Source organism: Streptomyces sp. NPDC005494 (assembly GCF_042872025.1).
GTDB lineage: Bacteria > Actinomycetota > Actinomycetes > Streptomycetales > Streptomycetaceae > Streptomyces.
In genome coordinates, this window is sequence record NZ_JBIAJR010000018.1 from 14,109 (window position 1) to 40,007 (window position 25,899).

Consider the following 25,899-nt stretch of genomic DNA (forward strand, 5'->3'; position numbering starts at 1 on the left):
ACATATCGTCACCCTGGGCGGGAGCTGTGGCAATGGTGCTGCGCGCGATCGGCGAACCCTCGATACCGGGACACTCCGGGTCCTTTTTCCATTGCGACCGGGGAGGCTCTGTCGAATTCGGAAGCCGGTAAGGTACGCGCATGACGGAGCGGATATCTGGCGACCCGGGTGCGGATTCGAAGGATCGCAGAAGTGACACCCTGATTCGCCACAGCGAATTTCGGACGCTGTGGGCGGCTTTTGCCCAGTCGGTGCTGGGTGACCAGCTCGCGCGGGTCGCCCTGTCGCTCCTGGTCTTCGAACGCACCGAGTCGGCCGGCTGGACCGCGGCGACCTACGCGCTGACGAGCCTGCCCGCCCTGCTGTCCGGCGTGCTCCTCACCGGACTCGCCGACCGTTTTCCCCGGCGTACGGTCATGATCGGCTGCGACCTGGCGCGCGCGGTCCTCGTCGGCCTGATGGCGCTGCCGGGCACGCCCCTGCCGCTGCTGGCGGGGCTCCTTGTCCTGGCGCAGCTCGCGGAGGCCCCGTTCGGGGCGTCCCAGGGCGCCCTGATGCCGGCCGTCCTCGGGGAGCGTCTGTACGAGCAGGGGCAGCGGGTCATGATGATCACGCATCAGGCCGGACAGCTGATCGGCTTCGCCGTCGGCGGGGTGCTGGTCGTGTGGCTCGGCAGCCACGTCTCCCTCGGGCTGAACGCGGTGACGTTCCTGATCTCCGCGGCCCTGATCAGGCTGGGCGTGAAGGCGCGGCCGGTGGAGGAGGCGGACGGCGCGCGGCCGAAGCGGATGCACACCCAGGTACGGAGCGCGGCAGCGCTGATCTGGTCCGACCCCCGGCTGCGCTCGCTGGTCGCGCTCGGCTGGCTGGCGGGGTTCATCGTGCTTCCGGAGGGCCTGGCCGCCCCGTTCGCGGAAGAGGCAGGCGGGAGCGCCGCATCGGTGGGGCTGCTGCTCGCCGCGCATCCCGCCGGAATGGTCCTGGGGGCCGCGCTGCTCGGGCGGGCCGGCTTCGACGTCGAGCGGCGGCGCCGGCTGCTCGGGCCGATGGCGGTGGGCGCGAATCTTCCGCTGGTCGTCTACTGGGCCGGCCCCGGGGTGGGGGTGGCTCTCCTGGTGCTGCTGGTGTCGGGCGTCTTCTCCGTCTACCAGATCACCGCCGGGGCGACCTTCGTCCTGCTCACCCCGGCCGGCCAGCGCGGTCAGGCCCTGGGGCTGGCCAGGTCCGGGCTGACCGCCATGCAGGGCATCGGGGTGGCCGCGGGCGGGCTCGCGGCGCAGCTGTCCGGCTCGTCGGCGCAGACCATCGGCGGGGCCGGACTCGTCGGGACGCTGTGCGCGGTCCTGGTCGGGGTTTCCTGGTCACGGGCCCGGGGAACGAGCGCCGGGACGATTCCCCTCAGCGCGTAGGACGGCGGGCGGGACTACCGGCCGCCATCGCGGCTAGGGTCGAAGCCAGGAAACCACGTGCGATCCACAGGAGTACCCAGCGATGTCTATCGACCCGTCCTCGATCCCTAACTTCGGGGGACAGCCCGAACCGCAGGCCGCAGGACCCGAGGGCCCCGTGGTCCCTGACCAGGACCTCGTCAAGCAGCTTCTCGAGCAGATGGAGCTCAAGTACGTCGTCGACGACGAGGGTGACCTCGCCGCGCCGTGGGAAGAGTTCCGCACGTACTTCATGTTCCGCGGCGAGGAGGAGCAGCAGGTCTTCTCGGTGCGGACGTTCTACGACCGCCCCCACGCCGTGGACCAGCGCCCGGTCCTCCTCGACGCGATCGACGACTGGAACCGCCGCACCCTGTGGCCCAAGGTCTACACGCACTCCCACGAGGGCGAGGAGGGCGCCGCGGCCTCCGTGCGGCTGATCGGTGAGGCGCAGATGCTCATCGGTACCGGCGTCAGCCTGGAGCACTTCGTCTCCTCGACGGTCAGCTGGGTGAGGGCCTCGATCGAGTTCGACAAGTGGCTCGTGGAGCGCCTGGGCCTGGAGCCCGCCGAGAAGAAGGCGGAGGGCGAGGAGCCCGGCGAGGCCTGATCCGGCCGAACGGCGAAGGCCCGGACGGGGCGGTGGTCACAGGACCACGGCCCCGGGCCGGGCCTTCGCCGTGCCGGAGCACTGTCCGGGCCTCCGCACGGCGGGGACGGGGGCCTCTGCCCCGCACGGCGGGGACAGGGCCTCTGCTCCGCACGGCGGGGACAGGGACCTGCGCTCCACGGCGGGGACAGGGACCTGCGCTCCACGGCGGGGACGGGGGCCTCCGCACGGCGGGGACAGGCCCTCGGAGGTTCTGCACCAGGCCGCCGGGGGCTGCCGGGGTCAGGCTCCCTGGAGGCTCTTCAGCCGGGTGACCGCCTCGGTGAGCACGTCGGTGCGCTTGCAGAACGCGAAGCGCACGAAGGGCGCGCCCTGCGCACGGTGGTCGTAGAAGACGGCGTTCGGGACGGCGACCACCCCGCACCGCTCGGGCAGCGCCCGGCAGAAGGCGAAGCCGTCCTCGGTCCCGAGCGGGCGGATGTCGACGGTGACGAAGTACGTCCCGGCGGGCCGGTACACGTCGAAGCCGGCCTCGGCGAGGCCCTCGCTCAGCAGGTCCCGCTTGGCGCGCAGGTCCGCGCGCAGTTCGTCGAAGTAGCCGCCGGGCAGCCGCAGGGCGTCCGCGACGGCGTACTGGAAGGGGCCGCCGGAGACGTACGTGAGGAACTGCTTGGCGGAGCGCACCGCGGTGACCAGTTCCGGGCTCGCGGTGATCCAGCCGATCTTCCAGCCGGTCAGCGAGAACGTCTTGCCGGCGCTGCTGATCGTGACCACCCGCTCGCGCATGCCCGGGAAGGACGCGAGGGGGATGTGCTCACCCTCGAAGACGAGGTGCTCGTAGACCTCGTCGGTGATGACGAGCAGGTCCCGCTCGCAGGCCAGCGCGGCGATCGCGGCCAGTTCGTCCCGGGTCAGCACGGTCCCCGTCGGGTTGTGCGGGGTGTTCAGCAGGATGAGCCGGGTGCGGGGGGTGACGGCGGCCCTGAGCTCGTCGAGGTCGAGCCGGAAGGCGCCCTCGTGGGGCCGGAGGGTGACGGGCACACGGGTGCCGCCCGCCATGGCGATGCAGGCTGCGTACGAGTCGTAGTAGGGCTCCAGGGCGATGACCTCGTCGCCGGGTTCCAGGAGCGCCAGCAGGGAGGCGGCGACCGCCTCGGTCGCGCCCGTGGTGACGAGGACCTCGGTATCGGGGTCGTACGCCAGCCCGTAGTGGCGCTGCTGGTGCTCCGACACCGCGGCACGCAGTTCGGGGACGCCGGGGCCGGGCGGGTACTGGTTGCCGTGGCCGGTGCGTACGGCGCGGACCGCGGCCTCGCGGATCGCCTCCGGGCCGTCGGTGTCGGGGAATCCCTGGCCCAGGTTGATCGATCCGGTCCGCACGGCCAGCGCCGACATCTCCGCGAAGATCGTCGTGCCGAAGTCGGTGAGGCGGCGGTTGAGCAGCGGTCGTCCCTGTGTCATGGCGCCCATCCTGGGCCGAAGCTCTGGAGTTGCTCAAGTCTGCTTTCGCCCGGGCGGGGCGTGGGAATCCAACGGGCACGTGAGAAGCGGGGACCTCGCTTCGGGGGACAGAAGGATGTGAGGTCGATGGAGTTGTTCGTCTTCATCGTGTTCCTGGGGATCGTGGTGGTCGGGATCGTCGCGCTCGCCTCGGGGTCGGGCGGCCGGAAGAAGCCGCTCGGGGGACGCGCCGGGCGAGGCGGGCGCCGGAGCTCGGACAGCGGCGGCGGAGGTTCCGACGGGGGCAGCTGGTGGGGTGGCGGTGACAGCGGCGGCGGCCACTCGTGCGGCGGCGGAGGCGGCTGCGGTGGTGGTGGCGGCGACTGAGCCGGCCCGGCCGGCCCTGCGGCACGGGCCGGGGGTGTGCGTGTGAGGTGTCCGGCGGGAGCGAACTCCCGCCGGGCATCTTTTGGTTGGGGCTCCGGGAACACCTGAACCGGGCTGCCCTCTGACGGATGGAAACCACGGCAAGTTGGGTAAAAACGCTGTGAGTGCCGCGTACTTCGTGATTGCATCGATGTAGAGAACATTCAGCCCTCGGAGCCCAGTTGGGCCGGATCGGGCTTGCCCGCCCCTGCGTGTCCGCACCGGGGCACCTCCTGTCCATGTGTCCCTGTGTGTCCTGCGGAGCCGATCCATGCTCACGACCCTCCAGACCTCCTATTCCGACACCCGCGCCGCCGACCTGGCGTGGGCGCTCGGCTGCGAGCCGTTGCCGGCTCTCGCCGTGCTCGATCTCGAACTGGCCGGTGCGAAGGTGCAGATGAGGCTCCTCGGCGCCTCCCATCAGGTCCTGATGGAAGAGGAGCGGGGGACGTGCTCGGAGACCGTCGCCTGCCTTCCGGGCAGCAGTACCCCCCTGCCCCTCGGTGTCGCCGAGCGTGTGGGTGACTGGGAGTACGAGTTCGCGGCGCGCGTCGAGACGCTCTCCGAGGGGTCCTTCGCGGGACGCGCACAGGAGTTGCTTGCACTGGTGACCGATCATCCGCACGGCCTCGCGGGGACGTTCCCCGGCAGCCCTTACGCCTTCACGGCGATGCTGGCGCAGCGTACGGAGGGCCAGGTCCGGTGGCGCACCTGGCACGCCTATCCGCAGGAGGGGCAGCTTGTGGTGACCCGGACGCGGGTGGGGGTGCGGACCAGGGCGCGGGCTTCCTGAGGGGCGCGTGCGGGGTCGCCCGACGTGACTCCCCCGTGCGCCACTTGCACCCGTGTGGGTGACAAACGGCAAGGTTTCCGTCACGTAGCGTTCGCTTCATGATCGACCAGCAGACGCCGGTGCGACGGGCCGCGGCGCGCCTTCCCGTACGGCCGAGGACCGGCCGGTTCCTGGTGCTTGCCGTCGTGTTCGTCTGTGCCGCGTGCGGTCTGGTGTACGAGCTGGAACTGGTCGCGCTGGCCTCGTACCTGATCGGTGATTCGGTCACGCAGGCGTCCGTGGTGCTCTCCGTGATGGTGTTCGCGATGGGCATCGGCTCCCTTCTCGCGAAACGTTTACGCTGCCGTGCCGCCGTGGGCTTCGGGCTGATCGAGGCCGCACTCGCGCTCACGGGCGGTACTTCGGCGCTCGTGCTCCACGCGTCCTTCGCGTGGCTGGGCGAGTCGCGTCACGCGCTGGTGTGCTTCTCGCTCGCCATCGGCATCCTGATCGGCGCGGAGATCCCGCTGCTGATGACGATGATCCAGCGGGTCGACCGGCAGGACGCGGGCGGTGCGGTCGCGGATCTCTTCGCCGCCGACTACGTGGGCGCGCTGGTGGGCGGGCTCGCCTTTCCGTTCCTGCTGTTGCCGATGATGGGCCAGCTCACCGGGGCGCTGTTCACCGGCGGCGTCAACGCGGTGGCGGGCGGGGCGCTGGTGCTGTGGGTGTTCCGGCGCGATCTCGGCTCCCGGGAGCGCCGGCTGCTGATCGTCGTCAACGCCGTCGTCATCGCGCTGCTGGCCACCGCCACGGTGCTGGTCGACGACTTCGAGCGGGCGGCGCGGCGTGCGGTGTACGGGGACGAGGTGCGGGTCGCCGTGCGGACCGGGGTGCAGGAGGTCGTCCTCACCGGGACGGGGCGCGGCTCGCTGGACCTCTATCTGGACGGGCGGCTGCGGGTCAGTTCCCGCGACGAGTACCGCTTCCACGAAGCGCTCGTGCACCCGGCGATGAAGGGAGCCCACCGGCGGGTGCTGATCCTGGGGGGCGGTGACGGACTGGCCGCCCGGGAGGTGCTGCGCTACCCGGACGTCACGGCCGTCGTCGTGGTGGAGCTCGATCCGGCCGTCACCCGCCTGGCCCGCACGGACCCCGCGCTCTCCCGGCTGAACGGGCACGCGTACGACGACCCCCGGCTGAGGACGGCCACCGCGGACGCCTTCACCTGGCTGAGGGCCGCGCGGGACCGCTTCGACGTGGTCATCTCGGACCTGCCCGACCCCGGGATCACGGCCGGCTCGAAGCTCTACGCCGCCGAGTTCTACGGGCTGGTCGCCGACGTCCTGGAGCCCGGCGGGCGGCTGGTGGTGCACGCGGGGCCGCTGGCCGGCAGCCCTGAGACGTTCTGGACGGTGGAGGCGTCGGTGCGGACGAGCGGCCTGAGGACCCGGCCGTACCGCGTGGCGGGGCGCCTCACCGGATTCGCGGCCGGCCCCGCCCCCGGCCCTGGGACCGGTGAGGCACCCCGGGACTGGGGGTTCGTGCTGGCCGCCCGGCACGAGGCGGGCCCGCTCGGTCTCGACCCCGGGGCGCCGGTGCTGAGGACGCTGGCGGAGCGGGAGCTGCGGGCCGCCCGCCACGAGGCGGAGCGGGTACGGCAGCGGGGGGTGCCGCCGTCGACGCTGGTCCATCCGCGCTACCGGGAGGCGCCGTGAGCGCGGCGAGGCGGTGCGGCGGCCGTGGTGTACGCGGGTCACGGGGCACGGAAGCGCTGACGGGACGGCCGGGGCTGAGTAGGCTCGGGCGGTATGGAGCATGAGGTGTTCGTTCCGGTTCCGGTCACGTCCCTTCGGCGGACGCTGGGTGATCCCGCCCGTGTCGCGCGATGCGTGCCCGGCCTCCAGCGGGACGCCGACGCGTCGGCGGGCCCGTTGGCAGGCCGGCTGAAGTTCCGTGCCGACGGTCACACGATCACGTATCGCGGGGCGCTGACCCTGCGGCCGTCGGACGAGGGCGAGCCCGGTGCCTTCTCCGTGACGGGCGAGGGCGTGGAGGCCAGGGGCACCGGTTCGGCGAAGCTGGCCCTGACCATCGGACTCGCGGAGACGGACGGCGGGACGACGATCCGGTTCACGGGCACGGCGAGCGGTGACGGCCGGGTCGTGGATCTGGACGAGGCGACGGCCCTCGCCTCCGCGCAACGGCTGCTGGACCGCTTCACGCAGCAGCTGGTGACGGAGACCCTGGCGACGCGGGAGGACTCGTCGACGGGGGAGGACACGTCCGCGCGGGAGGCGGAGGAGGCCACGGAGCCTTCCGCTCCCGCCGCACCGGCGGGTGAGACGCCCGACGTGCCTACGGCGAAGACCCCGGACGCGCCGACCGGGAAGACCCCGGACGTACCGGCCGGGAAGACGCCCGACGTGCCCCCTGGGCAGGCTCCTGGCACCCCCGCCGGGAAGACCCCGGACGCACCGACCGGGAAGACCCCGGACGCGCCGGCCGGGAAGACGCCCGACGTGGCCCCTGGGCAGGCTCCTGGCACCCCCGCCGGGAAGACCCCCTCGGACCGGGATTCCGTGTTCGACACCCCCGTGCCGGATTCGTCGCTCGACCCGTCAGCGGAACTGGAGTTCACCGTGCCCGACGAGCCGCCCGCCGAGGCCGCGCATGCCCGCCGCACCATGATCGGCCGCAGCACGGAGGAGGTCGACCACGCTCCGCCGCGCGGCCGGTACGCCCCCGTCCCCTCACCCGAAGCCGGGGCCGCGGGTATCACCCTGCGCTGGGCCGCCCCGGCCGCGGCCCTCGCGATCGCCTCCGCCGTGGTCGTGGGCAGGGCTCTGCGCCGTAGGAGGCCATGAGAGGCACCCCGCGCCAGTAGTGTCGTGGGGTGAGCGATGTTGGGAAGAACGTCCGGCTGACCGCCGGCGATGCCGAGTTGACCGTCGACCCCGTCCATGGCTGCCGCATCGGCAGCCTGCGGATCGGAGGCACCGAACTGCTGCGCCAAGGCGAGCGGTACGGCTGCTTCCCGATGGTGCCGTGGTGCGGACGCACCGAGAACGGCCTGTTCCGCAACGGTGACGAGCTGCACCGGCTGCCGCTGAACTCTCCGCCGCACGCCATCCACGGCACCGGCCGCGACACCGCCTGGAAGCTCGCCCGGCAGGACGAGGCCGAAGCGGCGTTCTTCTACGACCTGGCCGATCCGTGGCCGTACGAGGGGCGGGTGACGCAGACCTTCGAGCTGACCGAGGACTCGCTGACGCTGAGCCTCGGCATCGAGACGTACGGCGACTCCTTCCCGGCACAGGGTGGGTGGCACCCCTGGTTCCTGAGGAACCTCGGCGGTGAGGACGTGCGGATCGGCTTCGACGCGGACTGGCAGGAGGAGCGCGGCGAGAACCACCTGCCGACCGGCCGCCGGATCGACCCCCTGCCCGGCCCGTGGGACGACTGCTTCGGCATGCCCGCCGGTGTGGACGTGAAGCTCACCTGGCCCGGGCAGCTGGAGCTGACGGTCAGGAGCCGGGACGAATGGGTGGTGATCTACGACGAGCAGGCGGAGGCGGTCTGCGTGGAGCCGCAGTCCGGTCCGCCGAACGGGCTGAACACCACCCCCCGGCTCGTCACCCCGATCGAACCCCTGGAGATCGCCACGACCTGGAACTGGGTGCGGCTCTGAGCCTCCGCGGCAGCGCTTACCCTCGTTGACATGACTGACGTACGCGCTGAGCTGCTCCAGCAGATCAAGGACAAGGCCGTGGTGCACGGCAAGGTGACCCTCTCCTCGGGTCTGGAAGCCGACTGGTACATCGACCTGCGCCGGATCACGCTGGACGGCAAGGCCGCGCCGCTGGTCGGCCAGGTCATGCTCGACGCCACCGCCGAGCTGGACTACGACTGCGTCGGCGGTCTGACGCTGGGTGCCGACCCGGTCGCCACCTCGATGCTGCACGCCTCGGCCGCACGGGGGAAGAGCCTCGACGCGTTCGTCGTCCGCAAGGCGCAGAAGGCCCACGGGATGCAGCGCCGCATCGAGGGCACGGACGTCAAGGGCCGCCGCTGCCTCGTCGTCGAGGACACCTCGACGACCGGTGGCTCGCCGCTGACCGCCGTCGAGGCGGTGCGCGAGGCCGGCGGCGAGGTCGTCGCCGTCGCGGTGATCGTGGAGCGCGGTGCGGCTCCGGCGATCGCCGAGGCCGGTCTGCCCTACCTCCACGTCTTCTCCGTGGCTGACCTCGACCTGGCCTGACCTGGTGGTTCTCTCGTGAGGCGCCCTGTTTCACGTGAAACAGGGCGCCTTGGCCGACAGGCAGCGTGGAGCCGGAGCGAGAGTCTGGGAAGATAAGGGCGACGATGACGTCGCCCCCAGGTCAGGGACCCAGCCTGAACACCCGCACATCCCAAGGAGCGGACAGATGCCCATCGCAACCCCCGAGGTCTACGCCGAGATGCTCGACCGGGCGAAGGCAGGCAAGTTCGCCTACCCGGCCATCAATGTGACGTCGACCCAGACCCTGCACGCTGCACTGCGCGGCTTCGCGGAGGCGGAGAGCGACGGCATCGTCCAGATCTCCACCGGTGGTGCCGAATTCCTGGGCGGCCAGTACAACAAGGACATGGTGACGGGCGCCGTAGCCCTCGCCGAGTTCGCGCACATCGTCGCCGCCAAGTACGACATCACGGTCGCGCTGCACACCGACCACTGCCCCAAGGACAAGCTGGACGGCTATGTCCGCCCGCTGCTCGACGTCTCCGCCGAGCGCGTCGCCAAGGGCCTGAACCCGCTGTTCCAGTCGCACATGTGGGACGGCTCGGCCGAGACCCTGGCCGACAACCTGGCCATCGGCCAGGAGCTGCTGGCCAAGGCCGCCGCCGCCAAGATCATCCTTGAGGTCGAGATCACCCCGACCGGTGGCGAGGAGGACGGCGTCACGCACGAGATCAACGACGAGCTGTACACGACCGTCGACGACGCGCTGCGTACGGCCGAGGCCCTCGGGCTGGGCGAGAAGGGCCGCTACCTGCTGGCCGCGTCCTTCGGCAACGTCCACGGCGTCTACAAGCCGGGCAACGTCGTCCTGCGTCCCGAGCTCCTCAAGGACCTGCAGGAGGGTGTCTCCTCCAAGTACGGCAAGCCGGCCGGCAGTCAGCCGTTCGACTTCGTCTTCCACGGCGGCTCGGGCTCCACGGCCGAGGAGATCGCCACCGCGCTGGAGAACGGCGTCGTGAAGATGAACCTCGACACCGACACCCAGTACGCCTTCACCCGCCCGATCGTGGACCACATGTTCCGCAACTACGACGGCGTGCTGAAGGTCGACGGCGAGGTCGGCAACAAGAAGGTCTACGACCCGCGCAGCTGGGGCAAGTCCGCCGAGGCGGGCATGGCCGTGCGCGTCACGGAGGCCTGCGCCAACCTGCGGTCCGCCGGCACCAAGCTGAAGTAAGTACGCACGGACGTCGCGGACGTCGCGGACGTCCACGGACGCAGGACGGGCCCGGTCTCCCTCGCGGGGGGCCGGGCCCGCTCCACGTCCGCGGCCGGTGACCGGGATCCCGGGGAATCGAGGAGAACGCTGTGAGCACGCCTGCGCGCTACGACTTCGACACCGTCATCGACCGCCGGGGGACCTGGTGCGTGCAGTGGGACGGGGTCGCCGAGCGCTTCGGGGTGGACGGGCTGCTGCCGTTCACCATCTCCGACATGGACTTCGAGACCGCGCCGGAGGTGCTGACCGCGCTGCGCGCCCGCCTCGAACACGGGGTGCTCGGCTACACCGGCTGGCAGCACGAGGACTTCCTGTCGGCGATCGCGCACTGGTACGCGACCCGGTACGGCACCGCCCTCGACACCCGCCAGGTGGTCTACGGGCCGTCCGTGCTCAGCCAGCTCTCCCAGCTGCTGCAGATGTGGACGGCCGAGGGCGAGGGCGTGGTCGTCCACACCCCGACGTACGACGGCTTCCGCAAGGCGGTCACCGGGCTCGGGCGGGAACTCCGGGGCGTGCCGCTGGGGGACGCGGCTGCCCTGGAACGGGAGCTGGCGCGGGCGGACGCGAAGGTCCTGGTGCTTTGCTCGCCGCACAACCCGACGGGGCGGGTGTGGACGGAAGCCGAGCTGCGGGAGACGGCGGCGCTCGCCCGCAGGCACGGGGTGGCGGTGGTCTGCGACGAGATCCACGCGGACTTCGTGCGGGACGGATACACGCACGTCCCGTACGTGCGGATCGCGGAGGCGGAAGCGGAGGCGCAGGGCGGTCCCGGGCGCTGGGCCGTCATCACGTCCGCGTCGAAGGCCTTCAATTTTCCGGCGCTGACCGGGTCGTACGGGATCATCGGGGACCCGGACGACCGGGCGGAGTATCTGCGCCGCATGGAGACGGCGGAAGGGCTCGCCTCGCCGGCGGTGCTCTCGCTGACCGCCCACATCGCGGCGTACCGATCGGGTGCGGCCTGGCTGGACGCGGTGCGCGCGTATGTCGCGGAGAACCTGGCGCTGGTGGCGGAGCGGCTGAACACGGCCTTCCCCGAGCAGGCCTGGGAACCACCGCAGGCCGGCTACCTGGCGTGGATCGACCTGCGTCCACTGGGTGTGGACGACGAGGCGCTCCAGCGGGTGCTGATCGAGCGCGAGAAGGTCGCGATCATGCCGGGGTCGGTGTACGGGGCCCCGGGGTTCGTGCGGCTGAACGTGGGGTGCGCGCGAAGCAAGGCCGACGCCGGGGTGTCCGCGCTGGTGCGCGCCCTGAGGGCCGTACGGGACGACGCGCCCCGCACATGAATGGCCTCGCGGGCGGCGAGCGGTGATGCTGCTCGTATGACTGATGCGGACAGTGACGGGATCCGGGTTGCCTCGCCCGTCGGACGGTGGGTCGTCCTCACCACCGTGCTCGGGTCGAGCATGGCCCTGCTCGACTCCACCGTCATCAACGTGGCACTGCCCCGCATCGGCCAGGACCTCGGCACCGATCTGGCCGCCCTCCAGTGGACCGTCAACGCCTACATGCTCACCCTGGCCGGCCTGATCCTGCTCGGGGGTGCGCTCGGGGACCGGTTCGGGCGGCGCCGGGTGTTCGTCCTGGGGGTCGTCTGGTTCGCCGTGGCCTCGCTGCTGTGCGGGATCGCGCCGAACGCGGAGGTGCTGATCGCGGCGCGGGCGCTCCAGGGGGTCGGGGGCGCTCTGCTCACGCCCGGATCACTGGCGATCATCCAGGCGAGCTTCCACCCCGACGACCGGGCCCGCGCCGTGGGGCTCTGGTCCGGGCTCGGCGGGGTCGGTGCGGCCGTCGGGCCGTTCCTCGGGGGGTGGCTCGTGGACGGGCCGGGCTGGCGGTGGGTCTTCCTGCTGAACCTCCCGCTCGCCGCCATCTGCGTGCCCGTCGCCCTGCGGCACGTGCCGGAGTCGCGGGACCCGGACGCCCACGGACGGTTCGACGTGCTGGGGGCCGCGCTCGCCGCGCTCGCGCTCGCCCTCGTCACCTACGCCCTGATCGAGGTGCCGGAGCAGGGCGCGTCCCTCGTGGTCGTCGGCTCGGCGATCGGTGGTGTGGTGCTGGGCGTGGCCTTCGTGACCGTGGAGCGGCGCAGGGCCGAGCCCATGGTCCCGCCGTCGATCTTCGCCTCCCGGCAGTTCACGGCCGTCAACATCGTGACGTTCTGCGTGTACGCCGCCCTCGGCGGGTTCTTCTTCCTGTCCGCGATCCAGCTCCAGGTGGTCGCCGGCTACTCCGCGCTCGGAGCGGGCACCGCGCTCCTGCCCACGACGGTTCTCATGCTGCTCTTCTCCGCGTCGGCGGGCGATCTCGGACGGCGGATCGGGCCCCGCGTCCCGCTCACCGTGGGCCCGCTGCTGGCGGCAGCAGGAATGCTGCTGATGCTGCGCGTCGGGGAGAACGCCTCGTACGTCGCCGACGTCCTGCCGGCCGTGCTGGTGCTGGGACTCGGCATGGTCACCCTCGTGGCGCCCCTCACCGCGACCGTGCTGGCCGCCGTGGACACCGGCAGGGCCGGGCTCGCCAGCGGGATCAACAACGCCGCGGCGCGGGCCGCCGGGCTGCTCGCGGTGGCCGCGCTGCCGCTGCTGGCCGGGATGGGCCCGGAGGCCTACCGGGACGCGGGGGAGTTCGCCTCCACGTTCCGCCGGGCGATGCCCATGTGCGCCGGTCTGCTGGTGGCCGGTTCGGTGATCGCCTGGTGGACCGTACGGAAGCCGCGGGAGGCCCGTCAGGAGGCGCGGCCCGAGTGCACGATGCACTGCGGCGTCACGGCCCCGCCCTTGGAGCCGGAGCGCGGGCCCAGGCACACTTGAACCATGTCCATCCACGAGAACCTGCTCGGGGGCCCCGCCCCGACCCACCTGCCCGACGACCCGGAGCCGCGTGAGCTGCTCGCCGCAGGCACGGCGCCCGCCGATGTCGCGGCGAAGTACCCCACCTCCTCGCTGGCCTGGGCGCAGCTCGCCGACGAGGCGTACGAGGGCGGCCGGGTCATCGAGTCGTACGCCTACGCGCGCACCGGCTACCACCGCGGTCTCGACGCCCTGCGCCGCGCGGGCTGGAAGGGCCACGGCCCCGTCCCGTTCGAGCACGAGCCCAACCGCGGCTTCCTGCGCGCGCTGCACGCCCTGGCACGCGCCGCGCAGGCGATCGGCGAGCAGGAGGAGTACGAGCGCTGCTCCACCTTCCTGCGTGACTCCTCCCAGACCGCCGCCGACATCCTGGGCTGAGCCTCCCTCGCCCCACGGGCCCCGCGGGCAGCCGCCCCGCGGGGCCCGACGCGTTCCCCGGACTGCCGTTAGGATGCCGAGCAGGGGACCGGAGCTCCACCACCTCAGAGGAAGGGGCGGACCGCTACCCGGAAGCTCGTGTCGAGGAGACAGAAATGTCGGCCATCCACCCCGACCCCGAAGCCACCGGTGCGGACACCCCGCACCTGGACTTCGCGGGCACGACTCCGTACGAGGACTATGTCCAGGCGGATGTCCTGACCCACCTCCAGCACCTGCGCTCGGACGATCCCGGCGAGATGGTCTTCCTGGTCACCACCCAGGTCATGGAGCTGTGGTTCACCGTCATCGTCCATGAGTGGGAGACGGCGGCGCACGCCCTGCGCGAGGACCGCATACCGGTCGCCCGCGACGCCCTGAAGCGCTCGCTGCGGGAGCTGGAGGCGCTGAACGCCTCCTGGAAGCCGCTCGCCGGTCTCACGCCCGCCCAGTTCAACTCCTACCGGGGCTCGCTCGGCGAAGGATCGGGATTCCAGTCGGCGATGTACCGGCGGATGGAATTCCTGCTGGGCGACAAGTCCGCCTCCATGCTGGTGCCGCACCGGGGCGCTCCCCGTGTCCACGCGGAGCTGGAGAAGGCGCTCCACGAGCCCGGCCTCTACGACGAGACGCTCGCGCTGCTCGCCCGGCGTGGATACGCCGTACCGCAGTCGGTGCTGGAACGCGACCTGTCGCAGAAGTACGAGCCCTCACCCGCGGTCGAGGCCGTCTGGGCGGAGATCTACGCCGACCCGGACCAGAACGCCGAGCTCGTACGGCTCGGCGAGGTGCTGACCGACGTCGGCGAGCTGGTGTGGCGCTGGCGCAACGACCACCTGACCGCCACCCGGCGAGCGATGGGTTCGAAGACGGGCACCGGCGGATCGGCCGGGGTCGCCTGGCTGGAGAAGCGGGCCACCAAGAGTGTGTTCCCCGAGCTGTGGACGGCGCGCAGTCATGTCTGATCTCCGTGAGCGCGCGACGGCGCTCGACTCCGCCGACCCCCTAGCCGCACTGCGCGAGCTGTTCACCCTCGACGACACCGTCTACCTCGACGGCAACTCGCTCGGAGCGCTGCCCCGCCACGTGCCCGCGCGCATGCAGGACGTCATCACCCGCGAATGGGGCTCGCTGCGCATCCGCTCCTGGGACGAGAGCGGCTGGTGGACCGCGCCCGAGCGGATCGGCGACCGGATCGCCCCACTCGTGGGAGCCGCCGCGGGGCAGATCGTGGTGGGCGACTCCACCAGCGTGAACGTCTTCAAGGCCGTCGTCGCCGCGACCCGCCTGGCGGGCGAGGGCCGGGACGAGATCCTCGTCGACGCGACGACGTTCCCGACGGACGGGTACATCGCCGCATCGGCGGCCCGGATGACGGGTCACCGCGTCGTGCCGGTCGCCCCGGCCGACGTGCCGGCCGCGCTCGGCCCCCGCACGGCGGCCGTCCTCCTGAACCACGTGGACTACCGCTCGGGCCGGCTGCACGATCTGCCCGGTCTCACCGCCGCCGTCCACGCGGCGGGCGCCCTCGCCGTCTGGGACCTGTGCCACAGCGCGGGCGCGCTGCCCGTCGGTCTCGACGCCCACCGGGTGGACCTGGCCGTCGGCTGCACGTACAAGTACCTCAACGGCGGCCCCGGTTCGCCCGCGTACCTGTACGTCGCCGAGCGCCACCAGGAGGCCTTCGACTCACCCCTGCCGGGGTGGACCTCGCACGCGGACCCGTTCGGGATGACTCCCGGCTACGTCCCGGCGGACGGTTCCGTACGGGGCCGGGTCGGCACGCCCGACATCCTCTCCATGCTGGCGCTGGAGGCCTCGCTCGACGTGTGGGACGGCGTGTCGGTGGACGCCGTACGGGCCAAGTCCCTCGCCCTGACGGACTTCTTCCTCGAGTGCGTCGCCGCCTACGTCCCCGATGGCCGCGTCACCCCGGTCACCCCGGCCCCCCACGCGGAGCGCGGCAGCCAGGTCTCGCTGCGCTGCGAGGTGCCCGAGGAGACCGAGCCGGTGATGCGCGCGCTCGTCGAGCGCGGCGTGGTCGGCGACCTCAGGCGCCCCGACGTGCTGCGGTTCGGTTTCACCCCGCTGTACGTGGGGTTCGCCGACGCCGAGCGGGCGGCGCGGATCCTGGCCGAGGTGCTGGGGGTCTGAGCGTCCGCCGCCGTACGCGTCCGCTCTCCGGGCCCGTACGGCGGCGGTCCGCCGTACTGGTACCGTCCCCGCAGGTCAGTCCAGTTGGGCACAGGCGTAGGACGGTTGGAGCAGCATGTCGGATTCTGCCGCGCGTGATCGGGACGCCGCCGAGACCGAGTCGGCGTTCGCGCATCCGGTGGTCGCGCCCGACGGGTCGGCGGCCTACGGGAGCCACCCCGACCAGGTGATCGACTTCTTCGCGCCGAGGGACGGCCGTGACGGGGCGCCCCTCGTGGTGCTGCTGCACGGCGGGGCCTGGCGCGCCCCGTACGACCGGCAGCACGTGTCGCCGTTCGCGGATTTCCTGGCGCGGCGTGGTTTCGCCGTGGCCAGTGTCGAGTACCGGCGCGGCGGCGAGATCCCGCAGCAGGGCGGGGCGGGGCCGGTCGCCGGGCGCTGGCCCGAGACGTTCGACGACGTCGCGGCGGCGATGGACGCCCTGCCGGCGCTGGTGGCCGAAGGGCTCCCGGCGGCTGACGTACGCAAGACCGTCGTCACCGGGCACTCGGCCGGCGGGCAGCTCGCCCTGTGGGCGGCCGCCCGGCACGTGCTCCCGGAGGGCTCGCCGTGGCGGCTGCCTGCCGCGCCGCCGCTGCGCGGAGTTGTCGCGCTGGCGCCGATCGGTGATTTCGCGAGCGCCGTCGAGCTGGATGTCTGCTCCGGAGCGCTGCACCAACTCCTGGGCGGCGAGTCGGACTTCGAGGCGCGGGCCGCGCACGTCGATCCGGCCCTGCTGCTGCCGACCGGGATCGCGACGGCCGTCGTGCAGGGCGTGGACGACATCACCGTGCCGCAGGCCGTCACGGACGCGTTCGTCGACGCGGCGGCGAAGGCCGGGGAGATGGTGGGGCTCACGCTGCTGGACGGGGTGGGGCACTTTCCGCTGATCGATCCGTCGGCGGACGCCTGTGCCGTGGTGGCCGAGGAGATCGCCCAGCTGGCCTGGTAGTACTTGCGACGGACGGCCAAGGATCCGCATCACTGCTGACGACCGGGGCACGGGGCGGCGCCTACCGTGTGAGCGTGACCGAGACGAAGACCAGAAGCCCGGAATTCCGGCTGGCCGCAGGGGCGATAGTCGGCCTGCGGCAGGACCTCTTCCACCATGTGCTCGACTACCGCCCGTTGGGGCCGCTGGGCACCGACGGCCCGGTGATCCGACGGCTCCCGAAGGCGGTCCGGAGGCGGGCCGTCTGGTTCCCGCACGCGGTGGTGGCGTCGGTCGCGCTGATCGCGCTGCTGGGAGGCGTCTTCTCGGCGAACACCTACTCCCCGTTCGGCATCGCGACACTCATCACCGCGTTCCTGCCGGCCGCCGTTCTGCTGATGACGCTGCTCCGCCCCGTCCTGGCCTTCTGGGCGTCGATCGCTCTGGTCCCGGTGACGGCCGTCGTGGGCAGCGGGGACTGGCCGTGGTCGCCGCACACCTTCGTGTGCCACCTGGGCGTCCTGATCGTCGTCGCGGCGCGGACCAGGCCGCGTACGGCGGCCTGGATGTGGGTGATCACCCTGGTCCCCGGCTTCCTCTCGGCCGCCCTGGGCCCCTACAACCCCTCCTCGAGCGCCGGCGGCATGGCCTTCACGTCGGCGTTGGCCCTGCTCGTCGTGACGGTCGTGCAGACCCGTCGAGAGGCCCAGCGCGAGGTGACGGTGCAGCGCACCGTCACCGCCGTCGAACGTGACCGGCGGACGCTCCTGGAGGAGCGCACCACCATCGCCCGTGAGCTGCACGACGTCGTCGCCCACCACATGTCCGTCGTCGCGATCCAGGCCGAGGCCGCCCCGTACCGGGTGGAGAACCCGCCGCCCGAGCTGGAGCAGGCCTTCGTCACCATCCGGGAGAACGCCGTCGCCGCGCTCACCGAGCTGCGCCGCGTCCTCGGTGTCGTACGGGCGGAGGACTACGAGGCGCCGGACGCCCCGCAGCCCACCCTCGCCGAGATCGGCCGGCTGCTGGACAATGTCCGCGAGACGGGTCTGGAGACGGAGAAGACGGTCACCGGCGCGGTACGCGAGCTTCCACAGGGCGTCGAGCTGTCGGCGTACCGGATCGTCCAGGAGGCGCTGAGCAACACCCTCCGGCACGCGCCGGGCGCCACCGCCAAGGTGGAGATCGGCTATGTGCTCGGCGGGCTGGGGCTTCGCGTCGTCAACGGTCCCCCCAGGGGGCTGGTCAAGCCCTCGCCCGGTGCCGGGCACGGGATCACGGGGATGCGGGAACGGGTCGCGATGCTGAACGGGGAGATGACGGCCGGGGCGACGGAGGACGGCGGCTACGAGGTCGCCGTGTTCCTTCCCGTGCCGGCGGCCGAGACCGCGACCACGAAGGGCGGGACGGCATGAACGACACCATCCGGGTCCTGATCGTCGACGACCAGATGATGGTCCGCGAGGGTTTCTCCGTGCTGCTCAACGCGATGCCCGGCATCGAGGTCGTCGGCGAGGCCGTCGACGGGCGGGAGGCCGTCTCGCAGGTCGCCGCCCTGCGGCCCGACGTGGTGCTGATGGACATCCGGATGCCGGAGCTCAACGGCATCGATGCGACGCGCGAGATCGTCGCCGCCGACGCGGACGCCAAGGTGCTCGTCCTGACCACGTTCGATCTCGACGAGTACGTCTACCAGGCGCTGCGCGCGGGCGCCTCGGGCTTCTTGCTGAAGGACGCCTCGGCACGGCAACTGGCGGACGGCGTGCGGGTGGTGGCCTCCGGCGAGGCGTTGCTCGCACCGACCGTCACCAAGCGGTTGATCACCGAGTTCTCGAAGATCGCCGAGGCGCCCAGGCCGCCCGCCATGGCCCGGATCGGGGACCTCACGGAGCGGGAGACGGAGGTCCTGGTGCTCATCGCGCAGGGGCTGTCCAACCTCGAGATCGCCTCGCACCTGGTGGTCGCCGAGTCGACGATCAAGACGCACGTCAGCCGCATCCTGGTGAAGCTGGGGCTGCGGGACCGGACCCAGGCGGCCGTGTTCGCGTACGAGGCGCGGCTGGTCACCCCCGGATAGCGTCACCCCCCGGATAGCGTCGGCCCATGCACGTGTCCTTCGACCCCTGGTCCCCGGCGTTCGTCGCCGACCCGTACCCCGCCTACGCCGCGCTGCGCGCCACCGGCCGGGCGCACTACTTCGAGCCGACGCGGCAGTGGCTCGTCCCGCACTACTCCGACGTCTCGGGGCTGCTGCGTGACCGGCGGCTGGGGCGGACGTATCTGCACCGCTTCAGCCATGACGAGTTCGGGGTCGCCGCCCCGCCCGAGGCGCACGAGCCGTTCCACACGCTCAACGGCCACGGGATCCTCGATCTGGAGGCGCCCGACCACACCCGGATCCGGCGGCTGGTCGCCAAGGCGTTCACCCCCCGGAGGGTCGAGGCGCTCGCCCCGACGGTGGAGCGGCTGGCCGCCGCGCTCGTCGACGACTTCGTCTCGGCGGGCGGCGGCGATCTGCTGGGGGCGGTGGCCGAGCCGCTGCCGGTGGCCGTCATCGGGGAGATGCTCGGCGTGCCGGAGGCCGACCGGAGGCTGCTGCGGCCCTGGTCGGCCGCGATCTGCGGGATGTTCGAGCTGAATCCGCCGGAGGAGACGGCGCGGGCGGCCGTCCGCGCGTCGGTCGAGTTCTCCGCGTATCTGCGGGAGCTGATCACCGCACGCCGCGGGGACCCCGGGGCGGACCTGATCTCCGGGCTCATCGCCGCGCACGACGACGAGGACCGGCTGACCGAGCAGGAGATCATCTCCACCTGTGTGCTGCTGCTCAACGCGGGCCACGAGGCGACCGTCAACGCCACCGTCAACGGCTGGTGGATGCTCTTCCGGCATCCGGAGCAGCTGGCGGCCCTGCGCGCCGACCACAGCCTGCTGCCCACGGCCGTGGAGGAACTGCTGCGCTACGACACCCCGGTGCCCATGTTCTCCCGATGGGTCCTGGACGACATCGAGGTCGACGGAACCGTCATCCCCCGTGGTGCGCAGGTCGCGTTGCTCTTCGCGTCGGCCAACCGTGATCCGGCGCGCTTCGCCGACGCGGAGACGCTGGACCTCTCCCGCCAGGACAACCCGCACATCTCGTTCGGGGCGGGCATCCATTACTGCCTGGGCGCACCTCTGGCCCGGGTCGAGATGGGGGCCGTGTTCGGCGAGTTGCTGCGCAAGGCGCCCGGCATGCGGCTGCTGGCGGAGCCGGAGTGGAACCCCGGCTACGTGATCCGGGGGCTGCGGGAGCTACTGGTCGAGATCTGAGACGAGGGTGCCCGACAGCCGTACGCGATCCGGGTCGTACGGATTCGCCCAGCTGTGCAGGCCCCACGTGGCCACGGCGAACACGCCGGCCGTGCAGAGCGCCGCGACCAGGGCCCGGCCCCTCAGGGGCGCGCGTCCGCGGAGCAGACGCAGGGTCAGCAGCCAGGTCAGCGGGGGTGTCAGGGCGCAGGCGAGCAGGACGAGGGCAGCTCCGTCCACAGGACGGAGAGGTCCCGCCCGTGTCCCTCCAGTCCGGTGCCCATGTGCAGGCCGGTCCGCCGGGAGGAGCCCCAGACGTACACGGCCGTCACCGCGCCGAGCAGTGCCGTCGCGCACCCGCCGTAGCCTGCCACGTCCCGCTGCTCCATGAGGGTGAGGACGTCCGGCCGCCGTGGCCGGTTCCTCACCTGGTCCGCAGGTCCCGGCGGCGGAAACCCTCCAGGCCGAACAGGATCAGGGCCGCCGCGACCAGGGTGAGGACGACCAGGGGCGTCCAGTCCAGCGCGGCGGCCGGCAGCGGCGGGACATGCCCGAAGGGGGACAGGTCGTTCATCCGGTCCGGGAACCGCAGCAGCTGACCCAGGTAGCCGGTGACGAAGGCGTACACCGGGACCGCCCACGCGGCCTGGACGGCCCGGGGGAGCCAGCCGTACAGGACGACGGCCACGCCCGCGGTCACCCACAGCGCCGGTGCGTACGCGAGGGTCGCGCCGGTCAGGGAGAGCACCAGCCCCGAGTCGCCGGTCGAGGCCGCCCCCGCGACACCGATGCCGAGCCCTGCCAGCAGCAGGACCACGGTGCCGCCCGCGAGGGCGACCGCCAGGTGGCTGCCCGCCCAGCGGACACGGGACAGCCCGGTGGCCAGGAGGGCTTCGGCGCGGCCCGCGTTCTCCTCGGCCCGTGGCCGCAGCGTGGCCGTCACGACGTGGACGGAGGCCACCACCGCGAGGACCACGATGATCATCGAGGCGAACGACTCCGCCGTCGTGGCCCCGCCGGTCTTCGAGAGCGCCTCCTCCATCTGCTCGATGCTCCCCAGCATGTCGTCGGCCTGGCCGAGGATCGACCCGTACATGGCGCCCATCAGGAACAGCCCGGCGCCGAATCCGGCCAGCACGGAGCGGTGCAGCCGCAGGGCGAAGCCCAGCGGGCCGAGCAGCGCGCCGGACGCCGTCGCGCTGCCGGGCCGGGTGGCGCGGAGCCCCGCACCCACGTCGCGCCTGGTGGACAGGGCGAAGCCCACGCCGGCGCAGAGGGCGGCGGACACGAGGCAGAGCAGCAGGGGCCACCAGTCGTCGTCCACGTACGGGTAGCTGCGCTGCACCCAGCCGATCGGGGAGAGCCAGGACAGCACGTCGTTCCCGCCCGCGTCCCCGGCGGCCCGCAGGACGTAGGCGAGACCGATGACGGCCAGCGCGGAGCCGGACGCGCCCCGGGTGTGGGCGCTGATCTGCGCGGTGACGGCGGCGACGGAGGCGAAGACGAGGCCGGCGCACGCCAGCGCGAGGCCGTAGAGGAGTGAGCCGGTGGCTCCGGCGGGCGCGAGGTCCATGGCGCCGAGTCCGGCGGCGAGCAGGACGGCGAGCGCCAGGTCGGCGAACACCGCCACGCAGAGCGCGGCGGCCAGGTGCGCGTGCCGCCCCACGACGGTGGAACGGACCAGTTCGGCGCGGTTGGTCTCCTCCTCGTACCGGGTGTGGCGGGTGACGGTCAGGACGTTCATGAGACCGATCAGGACGGCGCTGAATCCCAGCATCTGATGGCCGGTCATCGCGCCGAAGGTGTAGTCGTCCAGATAGTGCCCGGGCCCGGTCATCGCGAGCGCGGCCGGGCTGCCCATGGTGGCGAGCGCGGAGGCCCGGGCCTCCGGATCGGCGTAGAGCGTCGCGTACTTGTCGGCGGTGGCCAGGGTGCCGAGGAACAGCGCGAGGATCCAGACGGGGAGCCGGACGCGGTCCCTGCGGAGGTTGAACCCGACCAGGGTGCGGGTGCCCGCCAGCGCGCCGGGGGTCATGAGGGTCGGTGGGGGTGCCGGTGTCCCGGTGACGGTCGCGGCGCTCATCGCGTGCTTCCCGCGGCGAGATCTCCCTCGGCGGAGCCGTGCCCGACGGCGGCGAGCTCGTCGCCGTAGTGGCGCAGCATCAACTCCTCCAGGGTCGGCGGATGGCTGATCAGGCTGCGTACGCCGAACGAGGCGAGCCTGCTCACGGCGCCGTCCAGATGGCCGCCGTCCACGGCGAACCGCACCCGGGTCCCGCTCCCCTCGGCGACCACCTCCACGGAGTGCACGCCGGGAAGCAGGCCGAGACCCTCCGCGGGCCGCACCGTCTCGGCCTCGACCGTCGTACGCGTCAGATGCCGCATCTCGCTCAGCGACCCGGACTGCACGGTCCTGCCGAGCCGGACGATGCTGATCCGGTCGGCCAGCTTCTCGACCTGGGCCAGGACGTGGCTGGAGAGCAGCACCGTCCTGCCCGCCTCCTTCGCCTGGAGGATCACGTCCTGGAAGACCGTCTCCATGAGGGGGTCGAGTCCGGCCGTCGGTTCGTCCAGGAGCAGCAGTTCCGCGTCGGACGCCAGGGCCGCGACGATGGCCACCTTCTGGCGGTTGCCCTTGGAGTAGGCCCTGCCCTTCTTCGTCGGATCGAGTCCGAAGCGCTCGATCAGCTCGTCACGGCGCCGCTTGTCGGCCCCGCCCCGCAGACGCGAGAGCAGATCGATGGCCTCCCCGCCGGTGAGACCCGGCCAGAGCTCCACGTCGCCGGGGACGTAGGCGAGGCGCCGGTGCAGCTCGACGGCGTCGTGCCACGGGTCCTTACCGAGCAGCTGGGACGCGCCCGAATCGGCGCGCAGCAGCCCCAGGAGGACGCGGATCGTGGTGGATTTCCCGGCACCGTTGGGTCCGAGGAAGCCGTGGACCTCGCCGGCCTCGACGGCGAGGTCGAGCCCGTCCAGCGCGCGCGTCCGGCCGAACGACTTGTGCAGTCCGGCGACGCTGATTGCCTTCGACATACTTTTGAACGTACGCGGGCTTCATAAATTTGTGAAGTTAAGGAACCGTATAAAGTTGGGCCATGACCTGGGCGGCGGAGACGGCGGGGGATATGACCAGCGGGACCGAGGGCGCGGACGCGGGAGGAGCGGCCGGCGGGCGCGACGAGGAGGCCGCCGCGCGGTTCGTCGAGCGCTTCGCGGCCGAGATGGCCGAGGCGGGGATGCAGCGGATGGCCGCGCGCGTCTTCGCGGCCCTCCTCGCGGACGACGACGCCTCCATGACCTCGGCGGACCTCGGCCGGCAGCTGCAGATCAGCCCGGCGGCGGTGTCGGGCGCGATCAGCTATCTCACCCAGGTCAGCATGGTCGGCCGTGAACGGGACCCCGGTTCACGCCGGGACCGCTACCGCCTGCACGACGAGATCTGGTACGCCACCTTCGCCAACCGCGACCAGGTGCTGACCCGGTGGGAGCGCACCCTGAGGGACGGCGCACGCTCCCTCGGCGAGGACACCCCGGCCGGCGCGCGGCTCAAGGAGACGGCCGAGTTCTTCGAGTTCATGCAGACCGAACTGGCCGGTGTCCTGGACCGGTGGCGGGAGAGCCGGAAACCACAGGGCTGAGGGCGTTCCGGCCTCTTGCCTTCCCGCCCTCCCGGGCCCGGCCTCCGGCCTCGGTGCGGTCAGCCGTCCGCCGCCGGGAGTATCAGCTGCCACGCTCCCGCCCGGACCGTCCACGTACGGCTCCTGACCGGGCCCGCCACCTGTATGTCCGCGCGATAGCGGAAGTCCGGACCCGCGACCGTGACCGCCTTTGCCTCCGACGCGAGGGTCTCGCCCGAGGTCGTGTGGATCACCACGTCCGCCAGTCCTCCGTCTCCCTGGGCGGTCACCGAGACGCCCTCGACCGGACGGTCCAGGTCGTTCAGCAGGACCCCGTCCGCCTCGACCCGCAGGCGGTGCGTCCGGGACGGACCCGAAGGTGAGGGCGGCGCGGGGCGGACCAGGGACGTTATGAGGCTGCGGCAGGTGTCCCAGACCGTGTGGGGCGGGCCGGGCCGGGTGCTCGCCGCGGGGATGCGGAGTTCGCCCAGGACGACCCCGTCGCTGTCGTCGACCAGCAGGTCCAGCCGGCGGGCGGCCCCGTCGAGCACCGTGCGGGCCGCGGCGACCGCTCCCCTGGGCACGCCCAGCGCGTGCGCGAGCTCCAGGGAGTGCGCGGCGCCGACCGGGATCAGGGACAGCGCGCCCTCGGAGAGCTCCCGCTCCCGGTGGAGCTGGGACACGGCGCGCAGCAGCGCGTGGTCGTCACCGACGACCACCGGACGTCTGGCACCCCGCCGCGACAGGGCCCTGGCGAACTCGTCGGGGCTGTCCGGGAGGCAGATCTTGGCGTGCGCACCGGCGCTCAGCACGTCCTTCGCGATGCGCACGGACTCGCCGTCGTAGCGGCGGGCAAGGGGGTCGATGAGCACGAGTAGCTGGTGGTCGCCGTCGCCGGGGGGCTCTGCAGCCGACACCTCGGTCCTTCCTCGGGTAGCATCTTGGTGCAAGAGCCCCTTGCGCTATTGCGCCAGGGGCTTCGTCTATTCCGGGGCACCCGGTTCGACGGCTCAGGCTTTGCCGTACATCGTCGTACGGCAGGTACGACCTTTACGTACGCCCCCTGACCTTGGACATGCCCCGCCCGGAAGGGGTGTACGCCTGTGCCCGCACTTGTGCTGCTCGGTGCTCAGTGGGGTGACGAGGGCAAGGGGAAGGCCACCGACCTGCTCGGTGGGTCCGTTGACTATGTGGTGCGCTATCAGGGCGGCAACAATGCCGGCCACACGGTTGTCGTAGGCGACCAGAAGTACGCACTGCATCTCCTCCCCTCCGGAATCCTGTCGCCGGGGTGTACTCCGGTCATCGGTAACGGTGTCGTCGTCGACCCGGCGGTCCTGCTCTCCGAGCTGAGCGGTCTGAACGAGCGAGGCGTCGACACGTCCAAGCTCCTGATCAGCGGCAACGCTCATTTGATCACTCCGTACAACGTCACCGTCGACAAGGTGACCGAACGCTTCCTCGGCAAGCGCAAGATCGGCACGACCGGGCGCGGTATCGGCCCGACCTACGCCGACAAGATCAACCGCGTGGGCATCCGCGTCCAGGACCTCTACGACGAGTCCATCCTGGAGCAGAAGGTCGAAGCGGCGCTGGAGCAGAAGAACCAGCTCCTGGCCAAGGTCTTCAACCGCCGCGCGATCGACGCCGGGAAGATCGTCGAGGAGATGCTCCAGTACGCGGAGCAGATCAAGCCGTACGTCGCCGACACGACGCTGATCCTGAACGACGCCATCGACGAGGGCAAGGTCGTCCTCTTCGAGGGCGGCCAGGGCACGCTGCTGGACGTCGACCACGGCACGTATCCCTTCGTCACCTCGTCGAACCCGACCGCGGGCGGCGCCTGCACCGGAGCCGGCGTGGGCCCGACGAAGATCAGCCGGGTCATCGGCATCCTCAAGGCCTACACCACGCGCGTCGGTGCGGGACCCTTCCCGACCGAACTTCTCGACGAGGACGGCGAGGCGCTGCGCAGGATCGGTGGCGAGCGCGGTGTCACCACCGGCCGTGACCGCCGCTGCGGGTGGTTCGACGCCCCGATCGCGCGGTACGCGACCCGGGTCAACGGCCTCACCGACTTCTTCCTCACCAAGCTGGACGTGCTGACCGGCTGGGAGCAGATCCCGGTGTGCGTGGCGTACGAGATCGACGGCAAGCGCGTCGAGGAACTCCCGTACAGCCAGACCGACTTCCACCACGCGAAGCCGATCTATGAGACGCTGCCGGGCTGGTCCGAGGACATCACGAAGGCCAAGACCTTCTCCGACCTGCCGAAGAACGCGCAGGCGTACGTGAAGGCGCTGGAGGAGATGTCCGGCGCCCCGATCTCCGCGATCGGTGTCGGCCCCGGCCGTACCGAGACGATCGAGATCAACTCCTTCCTCTAGGAGACGACACGACGGCGGCCGGTCCTTCCTCG

The 25,899-nt window shown here is 71.9% G+C and carries 26 protein-coding genes; 20 read left to right on the forward strand and 6 right to left on the reverse strand.

The window, feature by feature from the left end:
- The first annotated feature begins 140 nt into the window (after nt 1–140).
- A complete protein-coding gene (locus ACFYQ6_RS33700) occupies nt 141–1,409 on the forward strand; it encodes an MFS transporter (RefSeq protein WP_388766650.1) in 1,269 nt (422 codons plus the stop codon).
- A gap of 82 nt (nt 1,410–1,491) precedes the next feature.
- Nucleotides 1,492–2,037 (forward strand): YbjN domain-containing protein, encoded by a 546-nt coding sequence (locus tag ACFYQ6_RS33705; RefSeq protein ID WP_356744976.1) that lies wholly within the window; start codon nt 1,492–1,494, stop codon nt 2,035–2,037.
- Nucleotides 2,038–2,319: 282 nt separating this feature from the next.
- Here ACFYQ6_RS33705 and ACFYQ6_RS33710 read toward each other — a convergent pair whose 3' ends face one another.
- Nucleotides 2,320–3,498 carry a pyridoxal phosphate-dependent aminotransferase gene (locus tag ACFYQ6_RS33710; protein ID WP_388766652.1) on the reverse strand — a complete coding sequence of 393 codons (1,179 nt, stop codon included), beginning with the start codon at nt 3,496–3,498 and terminating at the stop codon, nt 2,320–2,322.
- Between the two features lie 126 nt (nt 3,499–3,624).
- Between ACFYQ6_RS33710 and ACFYQ6_RS33715 the strand changes: the two genes are divergently transcribed.
- From ACFYQ6_RS33715 to ACFYQ6_RS33790, 16 genes are all read left to right on the forward strand, one after another.
- The gene (locus ACFYQ6_RS33715; protein WP_361578829.1) at nt 3,625–3,864 is read left to right on the forward strand and encodes a hypothetical protein; all 240 of its coding nucleotides are present in this window, start codon (nt 3,625–3,627) and stop codon (nt 3,862–3,864) included.
- 310 nt (nt 3,865–4,174) lie between these two features.
- Nucleotides 4,175–4,696 carry a DUF2617 family protein gene (locus ACFYQ6_RS33720; protein WP_388766654.1) on the forward strand — a complete coding sequence of 174 codons (522 nt, stop codon included), beginning with the start codon at nt 4,175–4,177 and terminating at the stop codon, nt 4,694–4,696.
- Nucleotides 4,697–4,794: 98 nt separating this feature from the next.
- Nucleotides 4,795–6,393 carry a polyamine aminopropyltransferase gene (locus ACFYQ6_RS33725; RefSeq protein WP_388766656.1) on the forward strand — a complete coding sequence of 533 codons (1,599 nt, stop codon included), beginning with the start codon at nt 4,795–4,797 and terminating at the stop codon, nt 6,391–6,393.
- Nucleotides 6,394–6,486: 93 nt separating this feature from the next.
- On the forward strand, nt 6,487–7,542 hold the full coding sequence (locus ACFYQ6_RS33730) for a carbon monoxide dehydrogenase (RefSeq protein WP_388766658.1): 1,056 nt from the start codon (nt 6,487–6,489) through the stop codon (nt 7,540–7,542).
- A gap of 29 nt (nt 7,543–7,571) precedes the next feature.
- A complete protein-coding gene (locus ACFYQ6_RS33735; RefSeq protein WP_361578817.1) occupies nt 7,572–8,366 on the forward strand; it encodes an aldose 1-epimerase in 795 nt (264 codons plus the stop codon).
- Between the two features lie 30 nt (nt 8,367–8,396).
- Complete coding sequence (gene pyrE / locus ACFYQ6_RS33740) at nt 8,397–8,936, forward strand: orotate phosphoribosyltransferase (protein WP_361578814.1); 540 nt, start codon at nt 8,397–8,399, stop codon at nt 8,934–8,936.
- Nucleotides 8,937–9,102: 166 nt separating this feature from the next.
- Nucleotides 9,103–10,134, forward strand: a complete 1,032-nt coding sequence (gene fbaA, locus ACFYQ6_RS33745) for a class II fructose-bisphosphate aldolase (RefSeq protein ID WP_361578811.1) — start codon at nt 9,103–9,105, stop codon at nt 10,132–10,134.
- Nucleotides 10,135–10,265: 131 nt separating this feature from the next.
- Entirely contained in the window at nt 10,266–11,468 is a 1,203-nt protein-coding gene (locus ACFYQ6_RS33750) for a MalY/PatB family protein (RefSeq protein ID WP_388766662.1), read from the forward strand.
- A gap of 36 nt (nt 11,469–11,504) precedes the next feature.
- Complete coding sequence (locus tag ACFYQ6_RS33755; RefSeq protein ID WP_361578805.1) at nt 11,505–12,995, forward strand: MFS transporter; 1,491 nt, start codon at nt 11,505–11,507, stop codon at nt 12,993–12,995.
- 3 nt (nt 12,996–12,998) lie between these two features.
- Nucleotides 12,999–13,412, forward strand: coding sequence for a DUF3151 domain-containing protein (locus ACFYQ6_RS33760; protein WP_361578802.1), 414 nt, complete (start codon nt 12,999–13,001; stop codon nt 13,410–13,412).
- Between the two features lie 155 nt (nt 13,413–13,567).
- Nucleotides 13,568–14,416, forward strand: a complete 849-nt coding sequence (locus ACFYQ6_RS33765) for a tryptophan 2,3-dioxygenase family protein (RefSeq protein ID WP_356744954.1) — start codon at nt 13,568–13,570, stop codon at nt 14,414–14,416.
- Nucleotides 14,409–15,605 carry a kynureninase gene (kynU, locus tag ACFYQ6_RS33770; RefSeq protein ID WP_361578798.1) on the forward strand — a complete coding sequence of 399 codons (1,197 nt, stop codon included), beginning with the start codon at nt 14,409–14,411 and terminating at the stop codon, nt 15,603–15,605. The genes ACFYQ6_RS33765 and kynU overlap by 8 nt, the downstream gene beginning before the upstream one ends.
- Before the next feature lie 115 nt (nt 15,606–15,720).
- Nucleotides 15,721–16,596, forward strand: coding sequence for an alpha/beta hydrolase (locus ACFYQ6_RS33775; RefSeq protein ID WP_361578795.1), 876 nt, complete (start codon nt 15,721–15,723; stop codon nt 16,594–16,596).
- A gap of 68 nt (nt 16,597–16,664) precedes the next feature.
- A complete protein-coding gene (locus ACFYQ6_RS33780; protein ID WP_388766667.1) occupies nt 16,665–17,990 on the forward strand; it encodes a histidine kinase in 1,326 nt (441 codons plus the stop codon).
- Nucleotides 17,987–18,652 (forward strand): response regulator transcription factor, encoded by a 666-nt coding sequence (locus ACFYQ6_RS33785; RefSeq protein WP_361578789.1) that lies wholly within the window; start codon nt 17,987–17,989, stop codon nt 18,650–18,652. The genes ACFYQ6_RS33780 and ACFYQ6_RS33785 overlap by 4 nt, the downstream gene beginning before the upstream one ends.
- 26 nt (nt 18,653–18,678) lie before the next feature.
- Nucleotides 18,679–19,884: a cytochrome P450 gene (locus ACFYQ6_RS33790; RefSeq protein ID WP_361578786.1), complete on the forward strand. Its 1,206-nt coding sequence runs from the start codon at nt 18,679–18,681 to the stop codon at nt 19,882–19,884.
- Here ACFYQ6_RS33790 and ACFYQ6_RS33795 read toward each other — a convergent pair.
- From ACFYQ6_RS33795 to ACFYQ6_RS33810, 4 genes are read right to left on the reverse strand one after another with little or no spacing between them, the layout of a single operon-like run.
- The gene (locus ACFYQ6_RS33795; RefSeq protein ID WP_388766670.1) at nt 19,867–20,103 is read right to left on the reverse strand and encodes a hypothetical protein; all 237 of its coding nucleotides are present in this window, start codon (nt 20,101–20,103) and stop codon (nt 19,867–19,869) included. The two genes, ACFYQ6_RS33790 and ACFYQ6_RS33795, sit on opposite strands and share 18 nt — an antisense overlap.
- Entirely contained in the window at nt 20,064–20,237 is a 174-nt protein-coding gene (locus ACFYQ6_RS33800; RefSeq protein WP_388766671.1) for a hypothetical protein, read from the reverse strand. The genes ACFYQ6_RS33795 and ACFYQ6_RS33800 overlap by 40 nt, the downstream gene beginning before the upstream one ends.
- 50 nt (nt 20,238–20,287) lie before the next feature.
- Nucleotides 20,288–21,946 carry an ABC transporter permease gene (locus tag ACFYQ6_RS33805; RefSeq protein ID WP_388766673.1) on the reverse strand — a complete coding sequence of 553 codons (1,659 nt, stop codon included), beginning with the start codon at nt 21,944–21,946 and terminating at the stop codon, nt 20,288–20,290.
- A complete protein-coding gene (locus ACFYQ6_RS33810; RefSeq protein WP_361578777.1) occupies nt 21,943–22,896 on the reverse strand; it encodes an ABC transporter ATP-binding protein in 954 nt (317 codons plus the stop codon). The genes ACFYQ6_RS33805 and ACFYQ6_RS33810 overlap by 4 nt, the downstream gene beginning before the upstream one ends.
- Before the next feature lie 92 nt (nt 22,897–22,988).
- Between ACFYQ6_RS33810 and ACFYQ6_RS33815 the strand changes: the two genes are divergently transcribed.
- The gene (locus ACFYQ6_RS33815; RefSeq protein ID WP_388766685.1) at nt 22,989–23,501 is read left to right on the forward strand and encodes a GbsR/MarR family transcriptional regulator; all 513 of its coding nucleotides are present in this window, start codon (nt 22,989–22,991) and stop codon (nt 23,499–23,501) included.
- Between the two features lie 59 nt (nt 23,502–23,560).
- On the opposite strand, the gene ACFYQ6_RS33820 is transcribed toward ACFYQ6_RS33815, so the two are convergent.
- Nucleotides 23,561–24,397, reverse strand: a complete 837-nt coding sequence (locus tag ACFYQ6_RS33820; RefSeq protein WP_361578774.1) for a diacylglycerol kinase — start codon at nt 24,395–24,397, stop codon at nt 23,561–23,563.
- Nucleotides 24,398–24,583: 186 nt separating this feature from the next.
- Between ACFYQ6_RS33820 and ACFYQ6_RS33825 the strand changes: the two genes are divergently transcribed.
- A complete protein-coding gene (locus ACFYQ6_RS33825; protein WP_361578771.1) occupies nt 24,584–25,867 on the forward strand; it encodes an adenylosuccinate synthase in 1,284 nt (427 codons plus the stop codon).
- Nucleotides 25,868–25,899: the final 32 nt, after the last annotated feature.